The sequence below is a fragment of the Ensifer sp. genome (genome assembly GCF_035999135.1).
Lineage (GTDB): Bacteria > Pseudomonadota > Alphaproteobacteria > Rhizobiales > Rhizobiaceae > Ensifer.
Genome location: NZ_DASYGZ010000079.1, coordinates 1 through 21,368 on the forward strand (window position 1 = coordinate 1; position 21,368 = coordinate 21,368).

Below are 21,368 nucleotides of genomic sequence, written 5' to 3' on the forward strand. Positions count from 1 at the left end.
GCCGGCTTCGGCGAGCAGGGCCTTGGCTTTTGCGACGTCCAGCTTGTAGCCTTCGTCCGGCAAGGCGCCGAGCACACCCGTCGACAGCGGCCGCTGATGCAGTTTGCCATAGTAAGGCATCACGGCCTTGTCGAGGCCTTCATAGTCGATGAGATAGCGCAGCGCCTCGCGAACCTTCTTGTTGGCGAATTTCTCGTCCTTCATCGAAACGCTGAGATAGTAGAAGCCGGAGCCCGGCGTCGAGGCGATGGCAACAGCCTCATCGGTCTCGAGCGACTTCAGGTCCGGTGCCTGCAGCGAGTAGGCAACATCGATGTCGCCTTTTTCAAGAAGGAGCCTCTGTGACTGGGATTCGGGCAGATGGCGCATCAGCACTCGCTTCATTGCAGCCTTTTCGCCCCAGTAGTCGTCGTTTCGCGTAAGGATGATGTATTCGTTCGACTTCCACTGCGTGAGCGTGAAAGGACCGGAACCCGCGGAGTTCAGGGTCAGCCACGCGGCACCGAGGTCGCCGTCCTTCTCGTTCTCGAGCACCGTCTTGCTGTCGAAGATGGAGCCGGGGCCATTCTGCGCAAGGATCATCAGCAGCAGGTTCGGGTCGTCAGGTTTCGGCAGATGCAGCACGAACGTGCGATCGTCTTCGGCAACGAATGCCTTGTCGGCGGCCTCGAGTGTGAAACCGCGGGTCTTGAGGAAGGACGATTGCGCCAGATTGCGTGCGAGCAGCCGCTTCAGGCTCCATGCAATATCTTCGGCGGTGACCGGATTGCCGGACGCGAATTTGGCGTCGCTGCGCAGATGGAAGCGGATCGACATGCGGTCGTCGGCCACTTCCCAGCGTTCGGCCAGCCGAGGCTGAACGCTGCGGTCCTTAGGCGAGAGCACCACCAGCGTGTCATAGATGTTGTTCAGCACCTGAACCGTCTCGCGTCCGGTGATAGCGGCCGGGTCGAGGGTGAGGATGTTGCTCATGGTCGTTGCAACGACGAGCTGATCCTCAGGCGTTTCGGCGAGGACGAAATTGGGCATCGACGTGGCAAGAAGCGCGCCGAATGCGACCGTTGCTAGAAAGTGTTTCATGCTTCCTCCTTTGCGGCCGTCCACGCGGGAACCGACCTTCCTAATAAAAGATCCGCCCGCCTGTTCCTCCACAGGCAGAGACCGGATCAGCCCAGAATCTCGCCGACGGGTACGGCGAGCGCCCGTCCGATGGCGGCCGTGTCTGCGGCTTCGAGATGCACACCGTCTGTTTCAGACGCACGCGCGATCGAACCGGCATCAAAGAACCGATGGCCGAGCTCGTCCGCGAGCTTGCGATAGAGCGGTGACAGCCGCTCGGATTCAGCCACGCTGCGGCCCGCCGCCGGGTGTCCGCCGGGACCGGTCGAACAGGGAGGCGGCGCGACGATCAAAAGTTTCGGCGTCGCTCCCTTGGGTTTGTAGGGAAAGGTTTCGACGATCTGGGCGAGCCGGCGCATGCCGGAAACCGCTCCCTCCGCCCGCCCGCCATGCACGGGCTTGATGTCGTTGGTACCAAGCATGACGATGACGAGGTCGAGCGGCATGTGGCTGGCAAGCGCCACTTCCAGCGCCTTGGCGCCATTGCGACATGCGGGACCGGCGTGATCGTCGTAACAGGTGGTGCGCCCGCCGAGCCCCTCGGGGATGATCTTTGCCCGCCCCGCAAGCGTTTCGCTAAGCACCTCGGGCCAGCGGCCTTCCGGCGGGTGACGCAGGCCCGTTGCCGGGTCTGCACCCCAGGTCAGGCTATCTCCGAAGGCAAGTACGGTCTTCATCACAGGTTCCCTCGCCCGTTACCGAACGCGGTGGGTTTCGATGAAATTGAAGTCGATGTCCTCGCCCAGACCCGGGCGATCCGGGACATGCACAAAGCCCTCGCGATCCATGGGGTCAGACAGAGACTTCAGGTAGTCGTGCCCGTCGTCATATTCGAGGAACGGGTGGAGCAGGCCGCGCTCGTACCAGCGGCAGTTCTTGGTGGCGGCAACGACATGCAGGTTCATGGCGGTGTTGCCGTGCACTTCGCACTCCATGCCGAAGGCTTCGGCAAGATGCATCGTCTTCAGCGCCGGCGTGATGCCGCCGACGTCGTTGACGCCGGTGCGCAGGATGTCGCAGGCGCCAGCCTTGATCCACTCGGCACGGTGCCAATGCTTGCCGGCGGCACTCTCCGGACCAATGACGGGAATATCGAGATTGTCGGCAAGCCACTTGTAGGAGGACAGCGACTGTTCATCCATCGGCTCTTCGATCCAGTCGAAGCCGAGCTTCTCCAGCCCCCGCCCAAGCTCGAGCGCGTCCGTGCGGGAATACCAATGGAAGGCGTCGATCATCAGGCGGATATCCGGTCCCACCGCTTCGCGAACGGCGGCGCAGGCCTTGAGGTCCATCTTCACATCCGGTGCCCAGCTGACAGGCGGCATCCAGGTGTGCAGCTTGATGCCCTTGTAGCCGCGCCTGACCAGCGTCTCGGCGAACCGACCATAATCCTCGGGCGTTGCAAGGCCACCTTCGAGTTCATCCCCGCACATGATCGAGCCGTAGGCGAGAACCTTGTCGCGATAGCCGCCGATCAACTTGTAGACAGGTTGGTTCAAGGTGCGCCCAGCCAGATCCCACAGCGCACAGTCGACCACCGCCAGGGTGCGGTCAGTCAGTTGTGCTGCGGAACCGCGCTGCCAGTGAGCGAGATCCTGCCACAGCCGCTCGCGATCGCGATGGTCCTCGCCGATCAGGACCTTCTTGACGAATTTCTCGATGACATGCGGACGGACGATCTCCGGCGCCGTGAAGGAATGCCCCTCGTGACCGTCCTCGGTGCGGATTGTCAGCATCGCCTGCTCGACCTGGTGCGGCGGGCCGGGATGCGCGTGACCAGCACTGTCCGAGTGGCGGCGTGTGGTCGTGCGGAAGATCCGCACGTCGACGTCGGTGATGATCATTGTTCCTCCGGTATGCGAAAAGCAACGATTTGATCGCGCTAACTTGTCTAATGTGACAATAGGCAGATGTCGCTAAACTTGTCAAACATGTATGACAGGTTTGCGATAAATATCTGATAGGTTGAGCGCGTCGGTAGACACCGTTGCCGGGTCATTTCGAGAATCGTTACCGCCAGCCGCCCATCTGGTTGCGGTGGACTGCTCGTGAGCGACTGTGCGAGACAGTCGGATGACAGGATTGGGGAACGCTCAAGGCGGGGGCAGTCGGTCCCGCTTCCCCTTCGGGCCACTATGTTGAAGCTCCTGCGGCGGCCCTTTTTCCGCCCTTCGCGTGACGCGAATTCCCGCTTTCCCGCTGAGGCGGCGCTATGCTGAAAGCTCCGATACGCTTCATTGTTGGTTGGCCGATCGGGTCGATCGGCTGAGGGGGCCGAGGATCTTTGCCCCTTCTCTCCCCCAAACAGCCTTTCGCCCACCTTCCTTCGCTCCCGCTCTCGTGCAGGCGGTTCCCCGCAAAGACTGTTTCCCCTTCCGTCCCCACCGCTCGCGCGGCCCCGGGAAGCAGGACGCGGCCCTGCTGCCCAGTCCTAAGGAAAAGGAGAAATGACAATGAGCATGTACGCTAGAACCGCCCGCTTCGACACTGGACGTGCTCTCACCGAAGACGAGATGCGTGGCATCGCACCCTCGATTTTTGCCACCTCGGCGCACGAAAGCCGCTCCGATCGCTTCAAGCCGATCCCGACAATTGAGATCCTGCGTGGCCTCATGAAAGAGGGCTTCATGCCGGTCGGAGCGCGCCAGTCTGTCAGCCGCACAGAGGGGAAGGCGAATTTTACCAAGCACCTCATCCGGCTTCGCCGTCTCGATGATGGCAACGTCTATCACGTCGGCGATACCGTATGCGAAATCCTTCTCAAGAACGCAAACGATGGAACAAGCGCTTACGAATTACTCGCGGGGCTTTTCCGCGTGTGCTGCCTCAATTCGCTCGTTGCACAAACCGGAACGATCGATGCGATCAAGGTCCGACACTCCGGTGATGTTCAAGGCAAGGTGATCGATGGAACCTATCGCGTGCTTGGAGAAGCGGAACGCACCCTCGCGGCGCCGCAGGACTGGTCGGGCTTGAACATGAGGCGTGAGGCAAGGGAAGTCTTGGCCGAGGCCGCGCACCTCGTCCGTTTTGGTGACGCCGAAGGCTTGGCGACGACCCCGATCAAGCCGGAACAATTACTGGCGCCTCGCCGCGTCGAGGATCGGGCAGAAGATCTTTGGACCGTGTGGAATGTCGTTCAGGAGAACAGCATCAAGGGCGGATTGCGCGGTACAAGGCGTGACGAATTCGGCAGAGCGCGTCGATCGACGTCTCGACCGATCAACGGCATCGATCAGGACATCAAGCTCAACAAAGCTCTTTGGCTGATTGGGGAAAGGATGGCCGCGTTGCTCCGCCGCTGACGTTCTCGCGGCCGATTGATATCCTTGCGTCCGGTGATCCAACTGGACGCGAGGCCATCCCGTGTCTTGAGGGGCGCCCCAGAGCCCCGCCCCTCAAACTCCCCTGCCCACCCCTAACAAATGGCCCCGGATGCCGCCTATGGCGAACGAAAACGTTCGACCGGCTGGCCGGACCGCAAATGCAGAAGCTCGGATTGGAAGGACGCTGGGAGCATCCATCAGGTAACGGAAGGGCGCTTACCAGGAAGTTGACTGACGACCTCGGTGGCGGCCGACGGACCCTCTGCCGGCATGGCTACACGTGGTTCGTCGGCTATGCTGAGATCCATACTTCCCCAGATCGACGTCTTTTGCGCCTTGTTCTGCGGCTTTCTGGACTGTTTGATTTCGACGATGAACGGTCTTGTCTGCTGACGCATGTCTCCTCCAAGCCACGAATCGCTGTCAAAACGATTTGGCGCAGCAATGCAGTCGCAGCTGTGCCTTGATCGAGGATGGAGACATCCATTGTGAAAGTCGGCGCCGACGACATTCGGCGGTAGTGGCGAGCCGCCGACAGTTCCGGACCAGTGATTGGGCTCGTTTCCAACGAGATGTTTCCTCTGTGCTCCGGCGCTCCCTGCGCGGGCTCGATGAGGCACGTCTGACCGGAAAACGGCTGAAGCCTCGCTCGTTTGCCCGCAACGGCAGGCGCTCTTTTCTTGCCCTTGGCGGCGCAGGCCGCCATTCCCACCAGCCAACAAAAGTGCTCCTTGCCGTCCTCCATTTCGTTGCGGCCCAATGGGTGCGGTCCGATCGTCCCCGGTCCTTTCGACAGCCATCGAGGCCGCGAAGGGCGCGGCCCGAAACAACAGAAAGGAACTTCGACATGGCAACCATCGGCACTTTCACCTCGACCGAAAATGGCTTCAACGGCTCGATCCGCACCCTGGCCCTCAACGTCAAGGCCCGCATCGCCCGGATCGAATCTCCCTCCGACAAAGGCCCTCACTTCCGCATCTACGCCGGCAACGTCGAGTTCGGGGCGGCCTGGCAGAAAAGCTCCGAGCAGACCGGTCGCGACTACCTCTCGGTCAAGCTCGATGATCCAAGCTTTCCCGCTCCGATCTACGCGACGCTTGCGGCAGTCGAAGGCGAGGATGGCTACCAGCTGATCTGGTCACGGCCCAACAGGGATTAAGCCCAACTGGCCCCGCCTTCGGGCGGGGCCTCATTTGATCCAGCAACTACGACCTCACCGCCTCGTGAGACATGCTTGACCGAACAGGTCCAGCGAAATGTCCATGGCGCAATACCTGGCCATGTTCTTCGCCATCCTTGCGTTCGGCATAAAGGTGGTAGGGCTGAGTGAGCATGGGATGAGAGTCGCTCATGCTCGGAATCTGGTCCAACGAGAGTTTTGAATCGATCCGGCCTGATCGATTCATGTTCGTGATGGGGCGCCTGGAAAGTTCAGGTGGGCTCCGACGGAGCATGAAACCTGTTCTGCTCGACGCAGCCACGCATGTCCTTGCGTCTGAACCATATGGCGCGACCGCATCTAAGGGGCGCATTGCCCGCCGTAAACACGATCTGCTCGTCGGCACGCATGCGCAGCACTTCGTCCGGCTGGATGAGCGGCCGGGCAGCAAGTTGCTTTGAGCGGGTGCGCGACGCCCCTCGAGATTGAAAACTGCGGCTGACCTGATCGACTTCGACGGTCGTCGTGCCGCAGCGCCTTGAAACATATTCGGCCGTCTCGGGATCATTGATGGCGGCAAAGGAGACCCAACTTGCGCTCTCGAACCATTTGCTGGTCGCGTCGCGGCCGCCGAACGTCTCGCGCATCTGGCCGATCGACTGAAAAATCAGCGTAAGTGATATTCCGTACTTGCGGCCGGTGTCGCGTGCCGTTTCGAGGATGCGCAGGTAACCGAGGCGGGCAACCTCATCGAGAAGAAACAAAACCAGATCGTCGCTTGAGCGATTGCGATTGTAGACCGCGTTCACGAAGGATCCGATGATGACGCGAGCAAGACCCGAATGTGTTTCCAGCGTCTTCAGATCGATGTTGATGAAGACATCAAGCGATCCGGCCAGGAATTGCTCGGTCGAAAAACTCCTGGCGGAGACCAGGCCCGCGTAGTTCTCATAGGAGAGCCAGTGGGTCTCCTTGACCGCGTTGGCGTAGACACCCGAAAAGGTCTCCGGCGTCATGTTGACGAATGCGGCGACGTTTTCCCTCACGAAGTCCGAGCCCGAGTTGGCGTGAATGGTCTGGAGCCGCTCGCGCAGCTTCGGCTCCGGTTCTGCGAGATTCCTTCGAACTTGCCGGAGTGTCTGGTCTTCCTCGCGCGTATGCCCAGAGAGGCAGACATCGGCAATGAGCGCGGTCAGCAGCTGCAGTCCGGACGCCCTGAAGAAATCGTCACGCACCCCGATCGCGCGACCGCTGTCGCTCATGATCCAGGAGGCAACCGCGGCGATATCCTCCTCCTTGCTTCGGCCGTAGCGGCCGATCCAATCCAGCGCATTGAAGCCTCCGTCGGGTTTCTTTGGATCGAGGATCCGAACGTCCCGGCCGGCGGCCTTGCGATGGTCGATCACCATCGGAGCCACTTCATTGGAGGGGTCAAGCACGACGAGGGTACTTCCCCACTTGAGCGCCGTCGGTACCGTTACCGATGTCGTCTTGAACCCGCCTGACCCGGCAAAAACGATGCCGTGCGACGAGCCGAAAGAACCGTCAAAGCATAGGAGCGGCGATCGGCCGGCAGCGCCCCAGGTCTCGCGCTTGTCTGCTCGAAATGGCGTGGCCGCAACGCCGTCCTCATCGACCCGGTAGCCCTCTCCGATCACGATGCCCGCCACCTCCGGAAAGAGCCGCTTCGCGGATGAGAGCTTCATCCATTCGGCTTCACCGTAGATGGCGCGCTTTCCGCGAACGCGCTTCGGCGCAGATTTGGGGAAGGCGGCATTTCCTGTCATCGCGACCCGCAATGCGAAGGTCGATGATAGAAGCGCCGCCACGGCTCCGACGAGCGCTGCCGGTTCGAGGTCCAGCGTGTGGAACTTCCAGGACTGAGCGTGGCCCGTCTGTGGAAAGCCGTGAATGAGGACGACAGCGGCAGCGGTCAACCCTCCCCCGAATGCGCCCCAACCCGCAAGGCGGACGGTGGCGGATCCGGCCGCCGCAAACAGATAAATGACGCCGACGAGCGCCGCTGAAACAGAGGGAATCGCGATGCCCGCCTGGATAAACGCCAGGCGTCCGGCCTCCCGCCCTGCGAAAGACGACAGCCAGTCGCCGACGCCCTGCGTTGCGACAAGAGCAAGGATCATCAAGGCAAGTGGCGAGGCCGCAAGCGCGATCCTACTCACACCCATTTCGAAAGGCCTCCGCGCCAAGTTTCGTCAGCCGACTACGCTCGCCATCGTCGAACTTCAGGCGCTCGCCAATATCGATCAAGGCTCCAAGGAGGAGCGCGCGCGTCTCGTAGCGCAAGCCCGCTTTGACAAAGAGACCGCCGAGTTCGATCTTCTCCCGCGTGTCCTTCCTCCGGGCGTCGATTGTGCCTGCGCGCGCCATTCGCTCAAGCCCCTTCAGCGCCGCCCTGAGGCGCGCCATGCCTGAGCGACGGCGTCTTGGTCCCTTGGACTGCCGTTCTCCCGCTTTCCCGAAACCGTGCCGCGAGTTTTTCGAAGGCGGATTGCAGTTCGAGTTCATCGACCTCGATCTCCCCGAGACCGGCCTTCAAGGCAATCCGGCCGATCCGTTCAGCTTCGCGGGTTTCAGCCTGCCTCAACTGTTCCTGAAGCTTGGCGATTTCTTCGCGAATCCTCGAAGAAGGCTTTTTCATTCCGATCGTCCTTTCGTGCGTTGTTGGAACGGCACGAAATTCGAGCAGATGGGCCCGTCCATCCAGGGACAAAAGTGTCCGTTGGCTTGGCCAACGCCTTTGACGATCATCCCGGCCGTTCCGAAGGAGCGGCATCCAAGGGCGCATTGCGATGTCGGGCAGTCTGACCGGATGGTTTTCCCCGGTGATGCAAAAGCGGATGAACTGGAAGAGCTCATCGTAGCGGTGCCGCCGCGCCCCCTCGCCTTGACCGAGCTCGCGCGTCTGCATGCGGCGAAGCGAGATCCAGTTTGCCAGATACTGCTCAACCTCGCGGGTGCGGGTCCGAAAGAGATCAAGCGCCGTGTCGGCGGGACCCTTCTTGCGACTTTCAGGGTCGGCGTAGACATATCTCCCGAGTCCGCGTCGGCTAGCTTCGAGGGGACGTTGGGTGAGGATGAGGGCATGGCGGCTTTCGAAATGCGCCCCTTCCCTTTCGAAGTGTGCTCGGCGCTCGCCATCGATCGCACGTGCAATCGGATCTGGAAAATGCGATCGGCAGGCATCCGGATAGGTGGCGGCGGCCAGGCGGACCGCTTCTATCTGGATCATCCAGCCAGAACCCAAGCGAGCGAGAACCGTGTTGATCTGCCGGGATATTTCGTTGCGTTCAAGGTCCGTGGCGCTTTCGCTGTCGGGGCCTGCGAAGTACCAGCCGGCCATCAACGAGCCGTCTTTCAAGAGGATGACCCCGTTGTCGACGAGGGCGGCATAAGGCACCAGATCGGCAAAGGAAGGATCGGGGGAACGGAAACGCGCCAGGTTGACCATCGCGACACCGTCAGCCCTTCCGCCACGGGGTCGAAGTCGGACGGTAGGTCCGCCGATAGCCCACGTGACGCATGTAGATCTTGCGCATGAGGGGGTCAGCCTTTGCCATGTACCTGAGGGCGCCGATGGTGAGGATCCAGAGGATGAGGCCGATCAGCGCCGAGTAGACGGTCAGCACGACGAAGATCAGGATGACGGTTGCCAGCCCCGTGGCGAGAACGAGCTCACGATCGGCGCCCAGCAACAGGTTTGGGCGCGACAGCGCACGATGGATACGGTTTCGTTCAAGGTGTGAGAACGCCTCAGGCATCGCCGACGCCCCCCAGCTTGTCGAGGCCGAAGGTGGTGGCCAAGGCATGGTCGCCGATCGACGCACCGGTCGCACCGAACAGCTGGACGATCTGCGTCGCGCCGAGCAGCAGGCCGGCGACGAGCACGATGTAGAATAGGCGCCTGGCAAAATCGTTGAGTTCGCCGCCGAAGATCAGCATACCGCCGGCGACGGCGACCGCAGCAAGAGCGATGAAACCCGCGACGGGGCCCGTGATCGATTGCTGGATTTGCTCAAGCGGGCCTTCCCAGGGAAGGCCTCCGCCCGAACCGGCGAGCGCAGGTTCCCCGCCGGAGAAAATCAGGAGGCCCGTGAGAGCCATCATGATAAAGCGTCTTTCATGCCGCATGTCGTTCCCCTTCCTGATAGGGCTCGAGCCGATAGGTCGCCCCGTCGTATCCGACGACGCGCATTGGATCTCCGAGCCGGCGACCAGTCGCTGTGCGTTCGATCGAGACGACGAGATCGACGGCTTCGACGATAACGTCGTGCATCGGTTGCCGGGTCGTCTCCGCCGTGAGCTGCTCAAGTCTGCGAAGTGCCGAACGCGCGGAATTTGCGTGCACAGTCGCGATGCCTCCCGGGTGTCCGGTGTTCCATGCCTTGAGGAGCGATAGAGCTGCCGCGTCGCGGACCTCGCCGACGATAATCCGATCGGGTCGCAACCTGAGTGTGCTTTTGAGCAGGCGCGACATGTCGATGTCGTCACTGGTGCGCAGCGCAAGCACATTTTGCGAGCCGCAACGGATCTCGACCGTGTCTTCAAGGATGATAAGGCGGTCATCCGGCGCGACGGTCGCGATCTCCAGGATGAGCGCATTTGCCAGTGTCGTCTTGCCAGAGCCGGTCCCACCCGAGACGAGAATGTTGAGGCGTTCGGCTACAGCTCTCGTCAGAAGCCGAGCGTGTTTAGCAGTCATGAAACCGTCGACCACATATTGCTCGAGGGGAATAAGGCGCGAAGCGCGTTTGCGTATGGAGAAGGATGGGGCAGCGACGATGGGCGGCAGCAAACCCTCGAAGCGGTGGCCACCGATCGGCAACTCGGCCGACACGATTGGCCTGTGTTCGTCGACCGCCGTCCCGGTTGCATGGGCGATGCTACCGATCGCGATCTCGGCAGCAGCAGCAGCCATTTGACCAAGGTGCGCGATCGACTGGCCGAGGCGCTCCACGTAGAGGTTGCCGTCCGAGTTCAGCATGATCTCGATGACGTTTGGGTCATCAAGCGCTGCGCGAATGGCCGGACCAAGTGCATCCTCGAGCTTGCGGACGAGCCGGGGCAGCGAGCGGCTATGTGTCATGACGACACCGTTGGGCCGTGTTGCGAAAAGCGGTTGAGATCCGACATATATCCATGCGGTTTGACCCGCCCGAAGATCTCCCGGTCCACGGCGAGAACGCCGGCTAGTGCCTTGCCTTTGCCTACTGTCTGCACTGGTCCCAGACGGCGAAGCGGCCATCCCGCACGTCCAAGAATGCGCTCGACCGCAAGGTCGGTCACGGTGACCACCTCGGTATGACCGCGCGAAAGGCACCATTCGAGGATGCCGGCGAACATCAAGCGCGTAACGTGATGAAGCCCGCTGCGGCCCTTTCGTTGGATCGTGGTGTCGACACAGAAGCGCGAGCTCTCGACCATCCGAGCGTGCGAAGAAAACGTCTGGTCTTGAACGAGTTGCGGAAACACCGACGAAAGCATCGTCTTTCCCATTGCCGGAAGAAGGCGCGCGCAGCCGACAACGTCATTCCTTGCGGTTACCGCCAGGACGTAAACAGGGTCGAATTCATCGAACAGGTCGCGCTCACGACCGTCGCGGGCAAGAACTTTCCAGCCCAAACGCCCATCGAAAACCTTTGCGCGGAGCGCGAACATCCGATCGAGGAGGATCGCCGAACTGCCATTCTTGATCGCAATGATCTTCATCGGTCGTCTTCCTCCGTTGTTGCAGGAGAAATTCTACGACCGAGGGTACCGCTGCGAGGGGCAAAAATGTCTCTGAGATTTCGCCTCATCAATTGCAGTGGATTCGAGCGCCATTAGTCACGGTAAACGGGGTCGAAGTGGTCTTCGTCTCGACTTTGCGTTTGAAAGTTCCCCGCGGGGAACTTTTTTGGGCCAGACCGGTCCCTAGACCTGTCGGGCGTACCGCACTCTGTCGAGTCTCTGGCGGGACCTCTTGCACGGCGTCATGCTTCGTCAGGGTGATCTCGTCAAAGTTCCCCGCGGGGAACTTTTCGGCAAGACCTTCCACAAGCGGTTTAGGCAGGTGGTGTTCGCCTGTTCGAGGCTCGCTCGGTCTGGAGCGGTCTACGGAAAAGGAGGGGCATTCTTATCGGTGATGGTCTGGAAGTTCCCCGCGGGGAACTTTGGGTGTGCTGCCTGATCTGGGCCGCGTCGATGAGAAGGGGGTCCATAGTGCGGTTGTTCCCCGCGAGGAACCCTATTCGGGAGGTCGTTTTGATGGGTCTCGATTGATGGTCTACTGCGGACAAACCGGCACCAAGTGAGGCAGCTCATAAAGATGAGGCCGGTCGTTATTGGCGATCGTTGGCGCAGTCTTGCGCGGGAAATGCGGTCATGGCGCCTGACGGCCACCGTGGGTGATTTTAGTGCTTCTCGAAACTGAAAGTTCCCCGCGGGGAACTTTTGCGAAAGCCAAGCGGAGGTAGTCCGCATTAGATCTTGCTTGCCCGCTGTTGGCCGTCTGTACGAGACGCCCTGCACGGCGGCCCATGGAAAGGCTGGCTACGAGATGCCATCCGGAGTTCCCCGCGGGGAACTTTTCGACAAGGCCTGTTCAGGTCTATCGCTCCGGCATGCCATAATTGATGATCCCACCCGAATCGGAGTACCCCTTAGTTGCGAAGAAAATCCGAAACTTCGGGTTTTTGAGTAGTTACGTGCTTGTTTGCGGACCGTTAACCACAACGCCCGTTAAGTAGCGACAGTGACCACCAAGGATTCTCATTCATGACGCGACATCTCAGCAGCCTTTCCTTTATGGAGAATTTCTCCAGCAAGCTCGAGCTGGCGTTGAGCAATCTGAGCATGGCGCAGTTTCCGCCAGACGCGCGGCGCAGCATGCGCAAGTTCACGTCGACCGAGGTCGCGCAGCTCCTCGGTGTGACCGAAGCCTATATCCGTCAGGTTGCTGCGAAAGAGCAGGGGCCTTCTCCTGAAATCGCCAATGGTCGTCGTCTCTACACGCTTGAGCAAGTCCTCGAATTGCGCTTGGCACTCGCCGCCAACGGACGCAAGAAGTGGATGAACCCGCGCCGCACCGGTAACGAGCAGTGCCAGATCATCGCGGTTACTAACTTCAAGGGCGGGTCGAGCAAGACGTCGACGACGATCCACCTTGGCCACTATCTGGCACTCCGAGGTTATCGGGTTCTGGCTGTCGACCTCGATCCGCAGGCCTCGTTGACCGCGCTTCACGGGAACCTCCCGAGTTTCGATTACAGGGAAGGCGACACGCTCTATTCCGCGATCCGTTTCGAAGACCCGATCCCCACGAAAGCGATAGTTCATCAGACGCATATCGCTGGCTTCGACGTTATCTGCGCCGGGCTGGAACTGACCGAATTCGAGACGTCCGTAGCGTTGGAAATGCGGCGCGCCGGAGGGACCGGCTTTCTTCTTCGCGTATCGCAGGCTCTCGAACAGGTTGCCGACGATTATGATTTCATCTTGATGGATTCCGCACCGTCGCTGAACTTCCTGACATTATCGTCACTCACGGCGGCTACCGGCGTTGTCATTCCGGTTCCAGCACACATGCTGGATGTCGACTCTACGGCGAAGTTCCTCGAGCTCGCCGCCTCCTACATGCAGATCCTCGACGAGGTGGGAACATCGGCTCAGTGGGATTTCGCAAAGTTCCTGGTCACCAAGTTCGAGCCCAATGACCATCCCCAGGCCAATATGTCCGCGCTCATGCGTCAGGTGTTCGGTGAGGATCTGCTCCTGAACTCCGTCATCAAGTCGACTGCCGTTGCAGATGCGCTCACCTGGAAGCAAAGCCTCTACGAGGTACAACGGTCGCGCTTCTCCGCGCCGAAGACCTATGACCGCGCCATCGAGTCCATCAATGCTGCGAATGCCGAACTGGAGGCCCTCTTCTGGAAGGCATGGGGGAGAGAATGAGTCGTAAGGATTCCAAAGGTCTTTTTGCAAACGTCCTCAACCAACTCGACGCGTCACCCGATAGGGCCGGGGCGCAAAGGACGACGTCTCCGCATCTGCTGAAAGTCGCAGCTGGGGTCAGGCAGATCCAGGAGCGTAGCGAGCTTGCAGAGCGGCTCTTGAAGGATGGCGGACAGATCATTGAGATCGATCCGGAAGACATCCTTGATTCCGCCATTCCCGATCGTTTCGCCACGGCATACGAAGCTGCCAATCTTGCAGAACTTGTTCAGTCGATGGCTGAGCACGGACAGAGCACTCCGGGTCTCGTTCGGTCGGTGCAGGGCGCGCCCAGGCCGTTTCAGATCGTGTTCGGGCGCCGTCGACTTGCCGCCGCCAGGCTGCTGGGTGTCAAGTTCAAGGCGATAGCCCGGGATTTGAACGATGAAGATGCAATCGTCCTGCAGGGCGAAGAAAACAGCAACCGCTTCGATCTCTCGTTTATCGAGCGGTGCCTGTTTGCACGCGCGCAGGAGCTCGCCGGCTTCAGCCGCGACGTCATCAGCAAGTCGCTGAGTACCGGAAAGTCTCACGTCTCGGAGATGATCCGGCTGGCAAGCGCATTACCCCATGACGTGCTTCAGGAAATCGGCGCCGCGCCGGACGTCGGCCGTCGGCGTTGGGTGGATTTTGAAGCGAAGTGGTCATCCCATGACGCGCCGCTTCAAGTCGCACAGTCGGCGCTGGTGAAAGAAGAAGTTCGCAGCGCTGACACCAACGCCCGTTTTACAAGCGTCTTCGAAGCACTTACCGGCAAGACAGAGGGGACACTTTTGTCCGTTGACGTGCCCCAGCTCGTTTCGCACGGTCTCGTGCTTGGGCAGGTGAGCCACGGAAAGTCCGGTTCGAAGCTTGCATTCAACAAGTCCGTACCGAGTGGGTTCGTCGATTTCGTGGCTGAACAAATTGAACAGTTGCATGATCAATTCATGCAGAGGAATGCCCGATAGGCCGTGAAGTTGGAAGCTGGAGGATAACCGCAAAAGAAAAAGGCCCCCAAACGTTGCCGTCGTGGAAGCCCTTCTCTGTGTTGTAGCAAACCGAGAATCGCATTTCCCCGAATCCCCGTCAAGAGTCTTTGGCACCGTTTTTGGTGAGCAAGTTTCTTTTGCCTTCGAAAAGAGGTGAAGGAAGATGCAAGGTGGAAATGTGACGACGCCCTTTGGGCGGCGGTCGGTTTCGCTTGCCCATATTAGAGGGCAAATGCGGACCGCCGAGATCAATGTTGGAAAGTCTGTAGACAAATGGAAGGTGTTTCGTGCCGCTTGCGAGGCAAGGGCCGCGCTTGGTGTCCAGGACCGCGCCTTGGCAGTGCTGAATGCGCTGCTGACCTTCTATCCGGAGAGCGAACTTTCCGAAGACCGTGATCTGGTCGTATTCCCGTCGAACGAGCAACTGTCTATTCGCGCTCACGGCATTGCCGGAACGACATTGCGCCGGCATCTGGCGGCCTTGGTCGAGGCCGGGTTGATCCAGCGGAAGGACAGTGCCAACGGCAAGCGCTACGCGCGCAAGGGCAATGCAGGCACGATCGAGGAGGCCTTCGGCTTCAGCCTGGCGCCGTTGCTCGCGCGCGCCGAAGAACTCGCACATCTGGCTCAGCAGATTGCTGCCGAACGCAGGCGTTTCCGTGCGACGAAAGAGGCCCTGTCGATTTGCCGACGAGACGTTCGCAAATTGCTCACCGCGGCGATCGAAGAGGGAGCTGCCCGCGATTGGAGAGGTATCGAGGACATGTTTGTCGAGCTGATTGGACGCATCCCACGCACGCCAACGGTTGCGGATATCGAGCCGATCCTCGATGAAATGCAAAAGTTACGCGACGAGATCATTAACCGGCTGGAAATTCAGGAAAATTCCGAAAATATGGACATCAATGATGTCCGAAATGAACACCACATACAGAATTCAAATACCGAATCCACCAATGAACTTGAACCTAGCTCTGGAAAGGAGCTGGGGGCGAAGCTGAGACCTGAAATCCGGCCAATGCGCGAGCCGGTAAAGGCGTTCCCCTTAGAAATAGTGCTGCAGGCCTGCCCGGCAATCCGTGACTACGGGCCAAACGGCGCGATCGGCAGCTGGCGCGACCTGCTGTCGGCCGCCGTCGTGGTTCGATCCATGCTCGGCGTCAGTCCGAGTGCCTATGAGGAGGCCCGCGGAATCCTTGGGGCAGAGAACGCGGCCGCCGTCATGGCGTGCATTCTAGAAAGGGCAGGGCACATCAATTCGGCCGGTGGCTACCTGCGCGACTTGACGAGGAGGGCCGAGCGCGGGGAGTTTTCGCTGGGACCGATGCTGATGGCGCTGATGCGGACGAGTACCGGGCCTAGAAAGGCGAGTGCCTAAGCCTGTGACTGTTCGGCGCTTGATTGGCGGAGGAGGCTCCCCATACCTCACTTTCCGATCGCTTCTATGGTTATACCTTTCCACAAAAAAGGTATAACTGCTTCGAAGCCCATCGACCCCATGTTCGCGCCACATGATCGGTCAACCAAACCTCAACGCTACTCGAATGCGGGATAGAGCGCTCACAAAGCCCGATGTCAATAATTGCTCAAATTCTGTTATTGTGACATGCTGTGGGCATGTCGGAGGTGTGACATGAACGTTTCCATTGGTGACCGTTGGGAAGCCTTTGTATCCAATATCGTGAAGGACGGCCGTTACGGTTCGGCCAGCGAAGTCGTGCGCGAAGGGCTTCGGCTGGTCGAGGAGCGCGAACAGAAGTTGAGGGCTCTGACCAGCCTGCTCAACAAATCTATCTCCGACGGTGGCGAAGTGTCCGACGCAGATATTGACGCGGCGCTTGAAGCCAGGGCCGCTCAACTGACCAAGGAAGGCTTCTAAGGGTGCCGCAGCTTCGTATGCTGCCTTCGGAACTCACAGATCTGGTCAGTATTCTCGAGTACATCACTCGACAGAGCGGTAGTTTGGTCTCTGGGCGACGGTTTGTCGGGGAACTTCGGCAAAAATGCAGGACACTGGCCGATCTCCCGGGCACTCTCGGTCGAGCACGGCCGGAATTGCGCCCTGATGTGCGGAGCATGACGTTCAAGGGATACGTTATCTTTTTCCGCTATGTCGACGAACGTTTCGAGGTGGTCAATATCATCGAAGGGCATCGCGGCATCGATGACCGGTTTTCATTTGACACGGACGAGTAGCACCAGACGCCTCCACTGACCAATCGTCGTGTGAGCAGCAGATTCGAAAGACTGGCGCGTTTGCGCCGCAGCCGCATAGCCTTCCGCAGATCGGAGCAATAGTTATGACCCGCCAGCTTTCTCTCCCACGCGAGCGCATTTCCGTGCTTCTGCTGGAAGGCATTAGCCAGACTGCCGTGGACCACTTTTCGTCGTCGGGCTACACCAACCTCATTCATTTGCCGAAGGCGCTCGACGACAAGGATCTTAAGCGCCACATCGCCGACGCTCATATCATCGGCATTCGTTCCCGCACGCAGCTTACGGACGAGATTTTCGAATCCGCCAAGAAATTGATCGCCGTTGGCTGTTTTTCCGTCGGTACGAACCAGGTCGATCTGGATGCAGCGCGGCGGCGCGGCATTCCGGTGTTCAATGCACCTTATTCAAACACGCGATCAGTGGCCGAGCTTGTGATCGGCGAGATTATCATGCTGACACGACAGATCTTTCCGCGCTCGGCTTCCGCGCATCAGGGTGGGTGGGAGAAATCCGCTGTCGGCAGCCGGGAGGTCCGCGGCAAGGCGCTCGGAATTGTCGGCTACGGCAATATCGGCTCGCAGCTCAGCGCGCTTGCCGAAAGCATGGGCATGGTGGTGCGCTATTTCGATCTTTCCGATCGGCTGCGCCGGGGCAATTCGGAGTCGATGGCCTCGCTCGGCGACCTTCTCGAGATCTCTGACTACGTGACAATGCACGTTCCCGAAACACCCTCGACGCATAACATGATCACCGAAACCGAATTGCGCCGCATGAAGAAGGGCGCCATCTTCATCAACAATTCTCGCGGCACGGTGGTCGATCTCGATGCGCTTGCGAAAGTCCTGAAGGACGGCCATCTGGCGGGTGCCGCGGTGGACGTGTTCCCCAAGGAGCCGGCATCGAACAACGAGCGTTTTGAGACGCCGTTGCAAGGATTGAGCAATGTCATTTTGACACCGCATATCGGCGGCTCCACCGAGGAAGCCCAGGAGCGCATCGGCGGGGAGGTTTCAAGGAAGCTGGTCGAGTATTCCGACATCGGCTCGACGATGGGCGCCGTCAACTTTCCGCAGGTGCAACTCCCCGAGCGCCCGAACGGCACGCGTTTCATTCACGTGCATGAAAACCGCCCGGGCATGCTCATCCAGCTCAACGAGATCTTCTCATCGCGCGGGCTGAACATCGTCGCCGAGTTCCTTCAGACGCATGGCGACACGGGCTATGTGGTGGTCGAGGCCGAAGGAATTTCCGGAAGTACCGATGAAATTCTTCAGGCTCTACGCGATATTCCTGGAACGATACGAACGCGATTGGTTTACTGATAGCTGTTAGCACCGTTCCGCCCGTATTCCTCCTAGACGATCAGTCGCGCCGCTCGTCCGTTCTTGCGTTCGGCGTTGTTGTAGTAGCTCGCGGCCTGCGTGACCGACTTGTGTAGCGACTGCTGCATCGCTTCAGGCAGCGGTATGCCGCGATTGGCGGCCTCGGTCAGGTAGCCTGATCGCAGTCCATGCGCCGAAAACAGGGTCGGGTCGAGCCCCGCCTGCCTGCAGCGGCCCTTCAGGATCAGATTGACGGATTGCGGCGTCAGCGCCCGGCGATCGATGTTCCCCCACTGATCGATGCGTCGAAACACCGGCCCGTTGTTGATGCCGGCTTCCTGCAGCCAACCTTTCAACGCCAGCACCGGCCGGCCGATAAGGACCACCCGTTCGTCGTCGTCAGTTGTCGTCGTTTTCGTACGGCCGACGCGGATCGACAGGCAGGGGAGGGGAGGGGAGCCAGGATCCGTCGGATCGGCCTCCACGGGATCCTCGTCGCTGAGATCGTCGACACGCAGCCCCGCCAGTTCCGACCGGCGGCGTCCGCCGGATGCAAATGCCGTCAGAAGCAGTGCCCGATCGCGTAGGTCGACCGTGCGCTCGCCGGCGCAGGCCGAGAGCAGCTTTGCCAGGACATCACCGGTCACCGCCTTTTTGCTCTTTCGTTGTCGCGGCCGGGCGCTGGCCCGGACCGCAAGCCGCAACGCCGACTTCAACGAGGGACCATCGAAGGCACCCGCCAAGCCTCGCCAACGGGTGAGGATCGACCAGCTCGTCAGCCGTCGTCGTACGGTCTCGGGCGCATGCGGGCCGTCGGCGCGCAGGAGGCGCTGGCCCCGCAGGCCAGCTCCAACCTCCGCCGGCATGCCGTGGGACGGATCCTCTGCCCGCTTGGCCGGATCCCAGAGATGGTGGGCGACAAACTTCAACAGCAGACTCTCGGGCGCCGGCCAGGGGAGGGGGCTTCCCGTGGCAAGCTGACACCAGGTCTCGAGATAACCGATGTCGGAGGCAAGCGCCCTGAGCGTGTTGTCGCCCATGCCTTCGTTGGCAAGGTGCTTGAGCGTCGCGACGTCGTCGTCGGTGAGAAGGGTGGCGAGCTGATCACGGCGATCGAACGGCAGGATGGCGTCGAGCGCGTCGAGTTCTTCGGCACGCCGGTGGACGGCATCGGACGGTGTCTTTTTCGCCATTTTCGCGGCTCCATCAAGCTTTGGGCCTTTACCGGATCTAGCTGATTTGCGACTCCAAAACTATCACTATCGATACTTGAAACCTATCGATAATGATGGAGCATGAGATTTGACGTTCGAATGACGGAAGCTTAATGCATTATAGCTTCTGTTTACAATATTAACGACGTTAATTCATATGGTTAATAGTTGACGAAGAGGCGTATCCGGTGATGCCAACGACCGTCGCTGGGCGTCGCGTCGCGTCATGCGTTTTCACCTCTACGATGAGCAAATCCACGTTGGGGGGCTAGAGCGGGCTGGATCGAACGATTTTCAAGTACCTGACGCGGCACGGCGCTGTCACGACATCCGCGCTCCGACCCACGAATTGACCATTGCCGGCGGCTGGCTGGCTAGGCGCATTGCGGGCAGGTCTCTCTACTTTGAGACGCATTCTTAATTAGTGCGCGTGTAATTCAAAGTTCTGAGTTGCGAGGAGCACTCAATTAAGGCGCGAGGGGAGGGGGACGAGGTTGACTGACTTGAGCTGGCTATGGAGTTGGCTGCCTGAGATGGATGGCGGAACTGTCTTCTCGACGGTTTTGGGTTTGGCCGCGACATTCGCAACGTTCTACGTGGCCTATCGCAAGACTGAAGGCGCGCGAGAAGAGCGTCTCCGTGCTACGAACCTTGAGCTTGTTGCTTCCGTGTTTCGACGAATAGCGGTGGAAAGGGAGTCGCTCTCATTGGGCCATTTCTCAGCGATGCGAAAGGCAAAGGCGTACAAGGCGCAAATAGATGGCAACCACTTGAGCAGCTACTCCGATGTGCTCGACTTGGTGACGTGTGAAGCGATCGAAAACCAATTCCTAGATAAAGCCGCGAAGGCCGACGTGCTGAAGATTATCGAGGAAAGCGGCAGAAGCGCCCAGCCTGAAAAACCCATCAACGGAGCGGACAAGCGAAGAAAGAAGTGGCTGGTCGCTGTGCTGGCATCCTTCTCAATCGCAGTCGGCGTTGCCACGACCTGGTTCACCCAAGCATTTATCGTCGTCGAAGTTCCCGCATCCGCCAAGTCCACGACGATGGAGATGCTGTTGACCATTGCTGCACTCGGGGCGGCGCTCTTTGCACTAATTGATGTGCTGAGAACTATGCGGCGGGCGAAGACTAGCGTGCGCATCCTTCGAGACAGTGTTGAAAAGACAGCATCAAGCGAACCCGAACCCAAGTAGGCGCAGGGGCCGCACCCTCCCAGGAAGGGCGCAGCTGGGCCGGCACGCCCGCTGGACAACTTGATGCGGCGCCGATGAGAGGGGATTCAGGTTATTGCCGCGAGGTTGGCGATGAACGGGAGTCGCGTAGGACAGGCACAAGCGAAGGGGGCTTTTGGTTTACATGGTTGCGTGGGGAGGTGAGGCTCCCTGAGTTGTAGTGACCGCTGATCGTCGTTGGGGGTGGCCGCAAGGGCGAGGGGCGCCGCCAGCGAGGCGAGGAAGGCGCGGCGGGTTAGGAGCGGCGCTCGCGTGAGCCGGTCAATGGACGGCCTCCAGAATTTGGGCATATTGCCAAGCGTTCGCGCTGCTGGTTGTATCTGCGGACAAAGTCGCGGATCTCGCGGTAGAAATGCGCCCGCGGTTGCTGGCGGTGTCGCTACTGCGCGAGGCCAGCATCACGATTGCGGCGCGTCTCGCCGCTTTCAAGCTTGGCCTGATATCCATTCCCGTCGATCGCCGCCGACATCGCAATCGCGAGATAAGGCTGCTCGCCATCGCCGACGGGATGTTCGCGGTCGCCGAGCTAGGTCTCAAGGAGCACGACCGCCTGGCGCTGGCGCGGCAGATGATGGAGCGAAAGCTCACCGGGCGGCGAATATCGTCAAAGCTGCGGAACTGATCGAGCTGGTTATGGCAAAACCGCTCGTCTCGGCCGGCATGGTCGTGAAGACGCTCGAGGTCACACCGCAGGCGGCGCGGCGGGTAGTTGGTGAACTAGGCTTGCGGGAGATGATGGACAGGGCGAGGTTTCGAGCATGGGGGTGATCTAATTGCTTTTCGCCTTCAGAAGCACTTGAGCCAAAGTCGGCACAT

21 protein-coding genes and 2 pseudogenes are annotated in these 21,368 nt (G+C 60.0%); 10 read left to right on the top strand and 13 right to left on the bottom strand.

Annotated elements, in window-relative coordinates; all coding sequences use genetic code 11:
- The 3 genes from VGO12_RS08800 to VGO12_RS08810 form a co-directional block, all read right to left on the bottom strand.
- Positions 1 to 1,080, bottom strand: a 1,080-nt coding sequence (locus VGO12_RS08800; protein ID WP_327512356.1) for an ABC transporter substrate-binding protein, incomplete at its 3' end; no start/stop codon positions are given.
- Between the two features lie 86 nt (positions 1,081 to 1,166).
- Positions 1,167 to 1,796, bottom strand: a complete 630-nt coding sequence (locus VGO12_RS08805; RefSeq protein ID WP_327512357.1) for an SGNH/GDSL hydrolase family protein — start codon at positions 1,794 to 1,796, stop codon at positions 1,167 to 1,169.
- An 18-nt stretch (positions 1,797 to 1,814) separates the two neighbouring features.
- Positions 1,815 to 2,963, bottom strand: a complete 1,149-nt coding sequence (locus VGO12_RS08810; protein ID WP_327512358.1) for a mandelate racemase family protein — start codon at positions 2,961 to 2,963, stop codon at positions 1,815 to 1,817.
- 609 nt (positions 2,964 to 3,572) lie between these two features.
- On the opposite strand from VGO12_RS08810, the gene VGO12_RS08815 reads away from it, so the two are divergent.
- Positions 3,573 to 4,424, top strand: a complete 852-nt coding sequence (locus VGO12_RS08815; protein ID WP_327512360.1) for a DUF932 domain-containing protein — start codon at positions 3,573 to 3,575, stop codon at positions 4,422 to 4,424.
- A 218-nt stretch (positions 4,425 to 4,642) separates the two neighbouring features.
- On the opposite strand, the gene VGO12_RS08820 is transcribed toward VGO12_RS08815, so the two are convergent.
- Positions 4,643 to 4,843: a hypothetical protein gene (locus VGO12_RS08820; protein WP_327512361.1), complete on the bottom strand. Its 201-nt coding sequence runs from the start codon at positions 4,841 to 4,843 to the stop codon at positions 4,643 to 4,645.
- 449 nt (positions 4,844 to 5,292) lie between these two features.
- On the opposite strand from VGO12_RS08820, the gene VGO12_RS08825 reads away from it, so the two are divergent.
- Complete coding sequence (locus tag VGO12_RS08825) at positions 5,293 to 5,604, top strand: DUF736 domain-containing protein (RefSeq protein ID WP_327512362.1); 312 nt, start codon at positions 5,293 to 5,295, stop codon at positions 5,602 to 5,604.
- Between the two features lie 272 nt (positions 5,605 to 5,876).
- Here VGO12_RS08825 and traG read toward each other — a convergent pair whose 3' ends face one another.
- The 8 genes and pseudogenes from traG to VGO12_RS08870 all read right to left on the bottom strand — a co-directional run bounded on the left by traG (position 5,877) and on the right by VGO12_RS08870 (position 11,331).
- Positions 5,877 to 7,790 carry a Ti-type conjugative transfer system protein TraG gene (traG, locus tag VGO12_RS08835; RefSeq protein WP_327512364.1) on the bottom strand — a complete coding sequence of 638 codons (1,914 nt, stop codon included), beginning with the start codon at positions 7,788 to 7,790 and terminating at the stop codon, positions 5,877 to 5,879.
- A complete protein-coding gene (locus tag VGO12_RS08840) occupies positions 7,777 to 7,992 on the bottom strand; it encodes a type IV conjugative transfer system coupling protein TraD (RefSeq protein ID WP_327512365.1) in 216 nt (71 codons plus the stop codon). The genes traG and VGO12_RS08840 overlap by 14 nt, the downstream gene beginning before the upstream one ends.
- 4 nt (positions 7,993 to 7,996) lie before the next feature.
- Complete coding sequence (gene traC, locus VGO12_RS08845; protein ID WP_327512406.1) at positions 7,997 to 8,410, bottom strand: conjugal transfer protein TraC; 414 nt, start codon at positions 8,408 to 8,410, stop codon at positions 7,997 to 7,999.
- Positions 8,408 to 9,073, bottom strand: a pseudogene (locus VGO12_RS08850) (conjugal transfer protein TrbE); the annotation flags it as partial. The pseudogene VGO12_RS08850 and the gene traC, both read right to left, overlap by 3 nt.
- A 10-nt stretch (positions 9,074 to 9,083) precedes the next feature.
- A complete protein-coding gene (locus VGO12_RS08855; protein ID WP_327512366.1) occupies positions 9,084 to 9,383 on the bottom strand; it encodes a conjugal transfer protein TrbD in 300 nt (99 codons plus the stop codon).
- The gene (locus tag VGO12_RS08860) at positions 9,376 to 9,753 is read right to left on the bottom strand and encodes a TrbC/VirB2 family protein (protein ID WP_414650695.1); all 378 of its coding nucleotides are present in this window, start codon (positions 9,751 to 9,753) and stop codon (positions 9,376 to 9,378) included. The genes VGO12_RS08855 and VGO12_RS08860 overlap by 8 nt, the downstream gene beginning before the upstream one ends.
- On the bottom strand, positions 9,743 to 10,708 hold the full coding sequence (trbB, locus tag VGO12_RS08865; protein ID WP_327512367.1) for a P-type conjugative transfer ATPase TrbB: 966 nt from the start codon (positions 10,706 to 10,708) through the stop codon (positions 9,743 to 9,745). The genes VGO12_RS08860 and trbB overlap by 11 nt, the downstream gene beginning before the upstream one ends.
- On the bottom strand, positions 10,705 to 11,331 hold the full coding sequence (locus VGO12_RS08870; protein WP_327512368.1) for an acyl-homoserine-lactone synthase: 627 nt from the start codon (positions 11,329 to 11,331) through the stop codon (positions 10,705 to 10,707). Before VGO12_RS08870 ends, trbB begins: the two co-directional genes overlap by 4 nt.
- A gap of 1,047 nt (positions 11,332 to 12,378) precedes the next feature.
- Here VGO12_RS08870 and repA point away from each other — a divergent pair.
- The 6 genes from repA to serA all read left to right on the top strand — a co-directional run bounded on the left by repA (position 12,379) and on the right by serA (position 18,103).
- Positions 12,379 to 13,554 carry a plasmid partitioning protein RepA gene (gene repA, locus VGO12_RS08875; protein WP_327512369.1) on the top strand — a complete coding sequence of 392 codons (1,176 nt, stop codon included), beginning with the start codon at positions 12,379 to 12,381 and terminating at the stop codon, positions 13,552 to 13,554.
- The gene (gene repB, locus VGO12_RS08880) at positions 13,551 to 14,543 is read left to right on the top strand and encodes a plasmid partitioning protein RepB (RefSeq protein WP_327512370.1); all 993 of its coding nucleotides are present in this window, start codon (positions 13,551 to 13,553) and stop codon (positions 14,541 to 14,543) included. Before repA ends, repB begins: the two co-directional genes overlap by 4 nt.
- Positions 14,544 to 14,727: 184 nt before the next feature.
- The gene (repC, locus tag VGO12_RS08885) at positions 14,728 to 15,942 is read left to right on the top strand and encodes a plasmid replication protein RepC (RefSeq protein WP_327512371.1); all 1,215 of its coding nucleotides are present in this window, start codon (positions 14,728 to 14,730) and stop codon (positions 15,940 to 15,942) included.
- 255 nt (positions 15,943 to 16,197) lie between these two features.
- Positions 16,198 to 16,443, top strand: coding sequence for a type II toxin-antitoxin system ParD family antitoxin (locus VGO12_RS08890; RefSeq protein ID WP_327512372.1), 246 nt, complete (start codon positions 16,198 to 16,200; stop codon positions 16,441 to 16,443).
- Between the two features lie 17 nt (positions 16,444 to 16,460).
- Positions 16,461 to 16,760, top strand: a complete 300-nt coding sequence (locus VGO12_RS08895; protein ID WP_327512408.1) for a type II toxin-antitoxin system RelE/ParE family toxin — start codon at positions 16,461 to 16,463, stop codon at positions 16,758 to 16,760.
- A 104-nt stretch (positions 16,761 to 16,864) separates the two neighbouring features.
- Positions 16,865 to 18,103: a phosphoglycerate dehydrogenase gene (gene serA / locus VGO12_RS08900; RefSeq protein WP_327512373.1), complete on the top strand. Its 1,239-nt coding sequence runs from the start codon at positions 16,865 to 16,867 to the stop codon at positions 18,101 to 18,103.
- Positions 18,104 to 18,135: 32 nt separating this feature from the next.
- Here serA and VGO12_RS08905 read toward each other — a convergent pair whose 3' ends face one another.
- Positions 18,136 to 19,296, bottom strand: a complete 1,161-nt coding sequence (locus tag VGO12_RS08905) for a site-specific integrase (RefSeq protein ID WP_327512374.1) — start codon at positions 19,294 to 19,296, stop codon at positions 18,136 to 18,138.
- A 515-nt stretch (positions 19,297 to 19,811) separates the two neighbouring features.
- Here VGO12_RS08905 and VGO12_RS08910 point away from each other — a divergent pair.
- A complete protein-coding gene (locus VGO12_RS08910; RefSeq protein ID WP_327512375.1) occupies positions 19,812 to 20,513 on the top strand; it encodes a hypothetical protein in 702 nt (233 codons plus the stop codon).
- Positions 20,514 to 20,913: 400 nt separating this feature from the next.
- A pseudogene (locus tag VGO12_RS08915) lies at positions 20,914 to 21,320 on the top strand (helix-turn-helix domain-containing protein); the annotation flags it as partial.
- Positions 21,321 to 21,368: the final 48 nt, after the last annotated feature.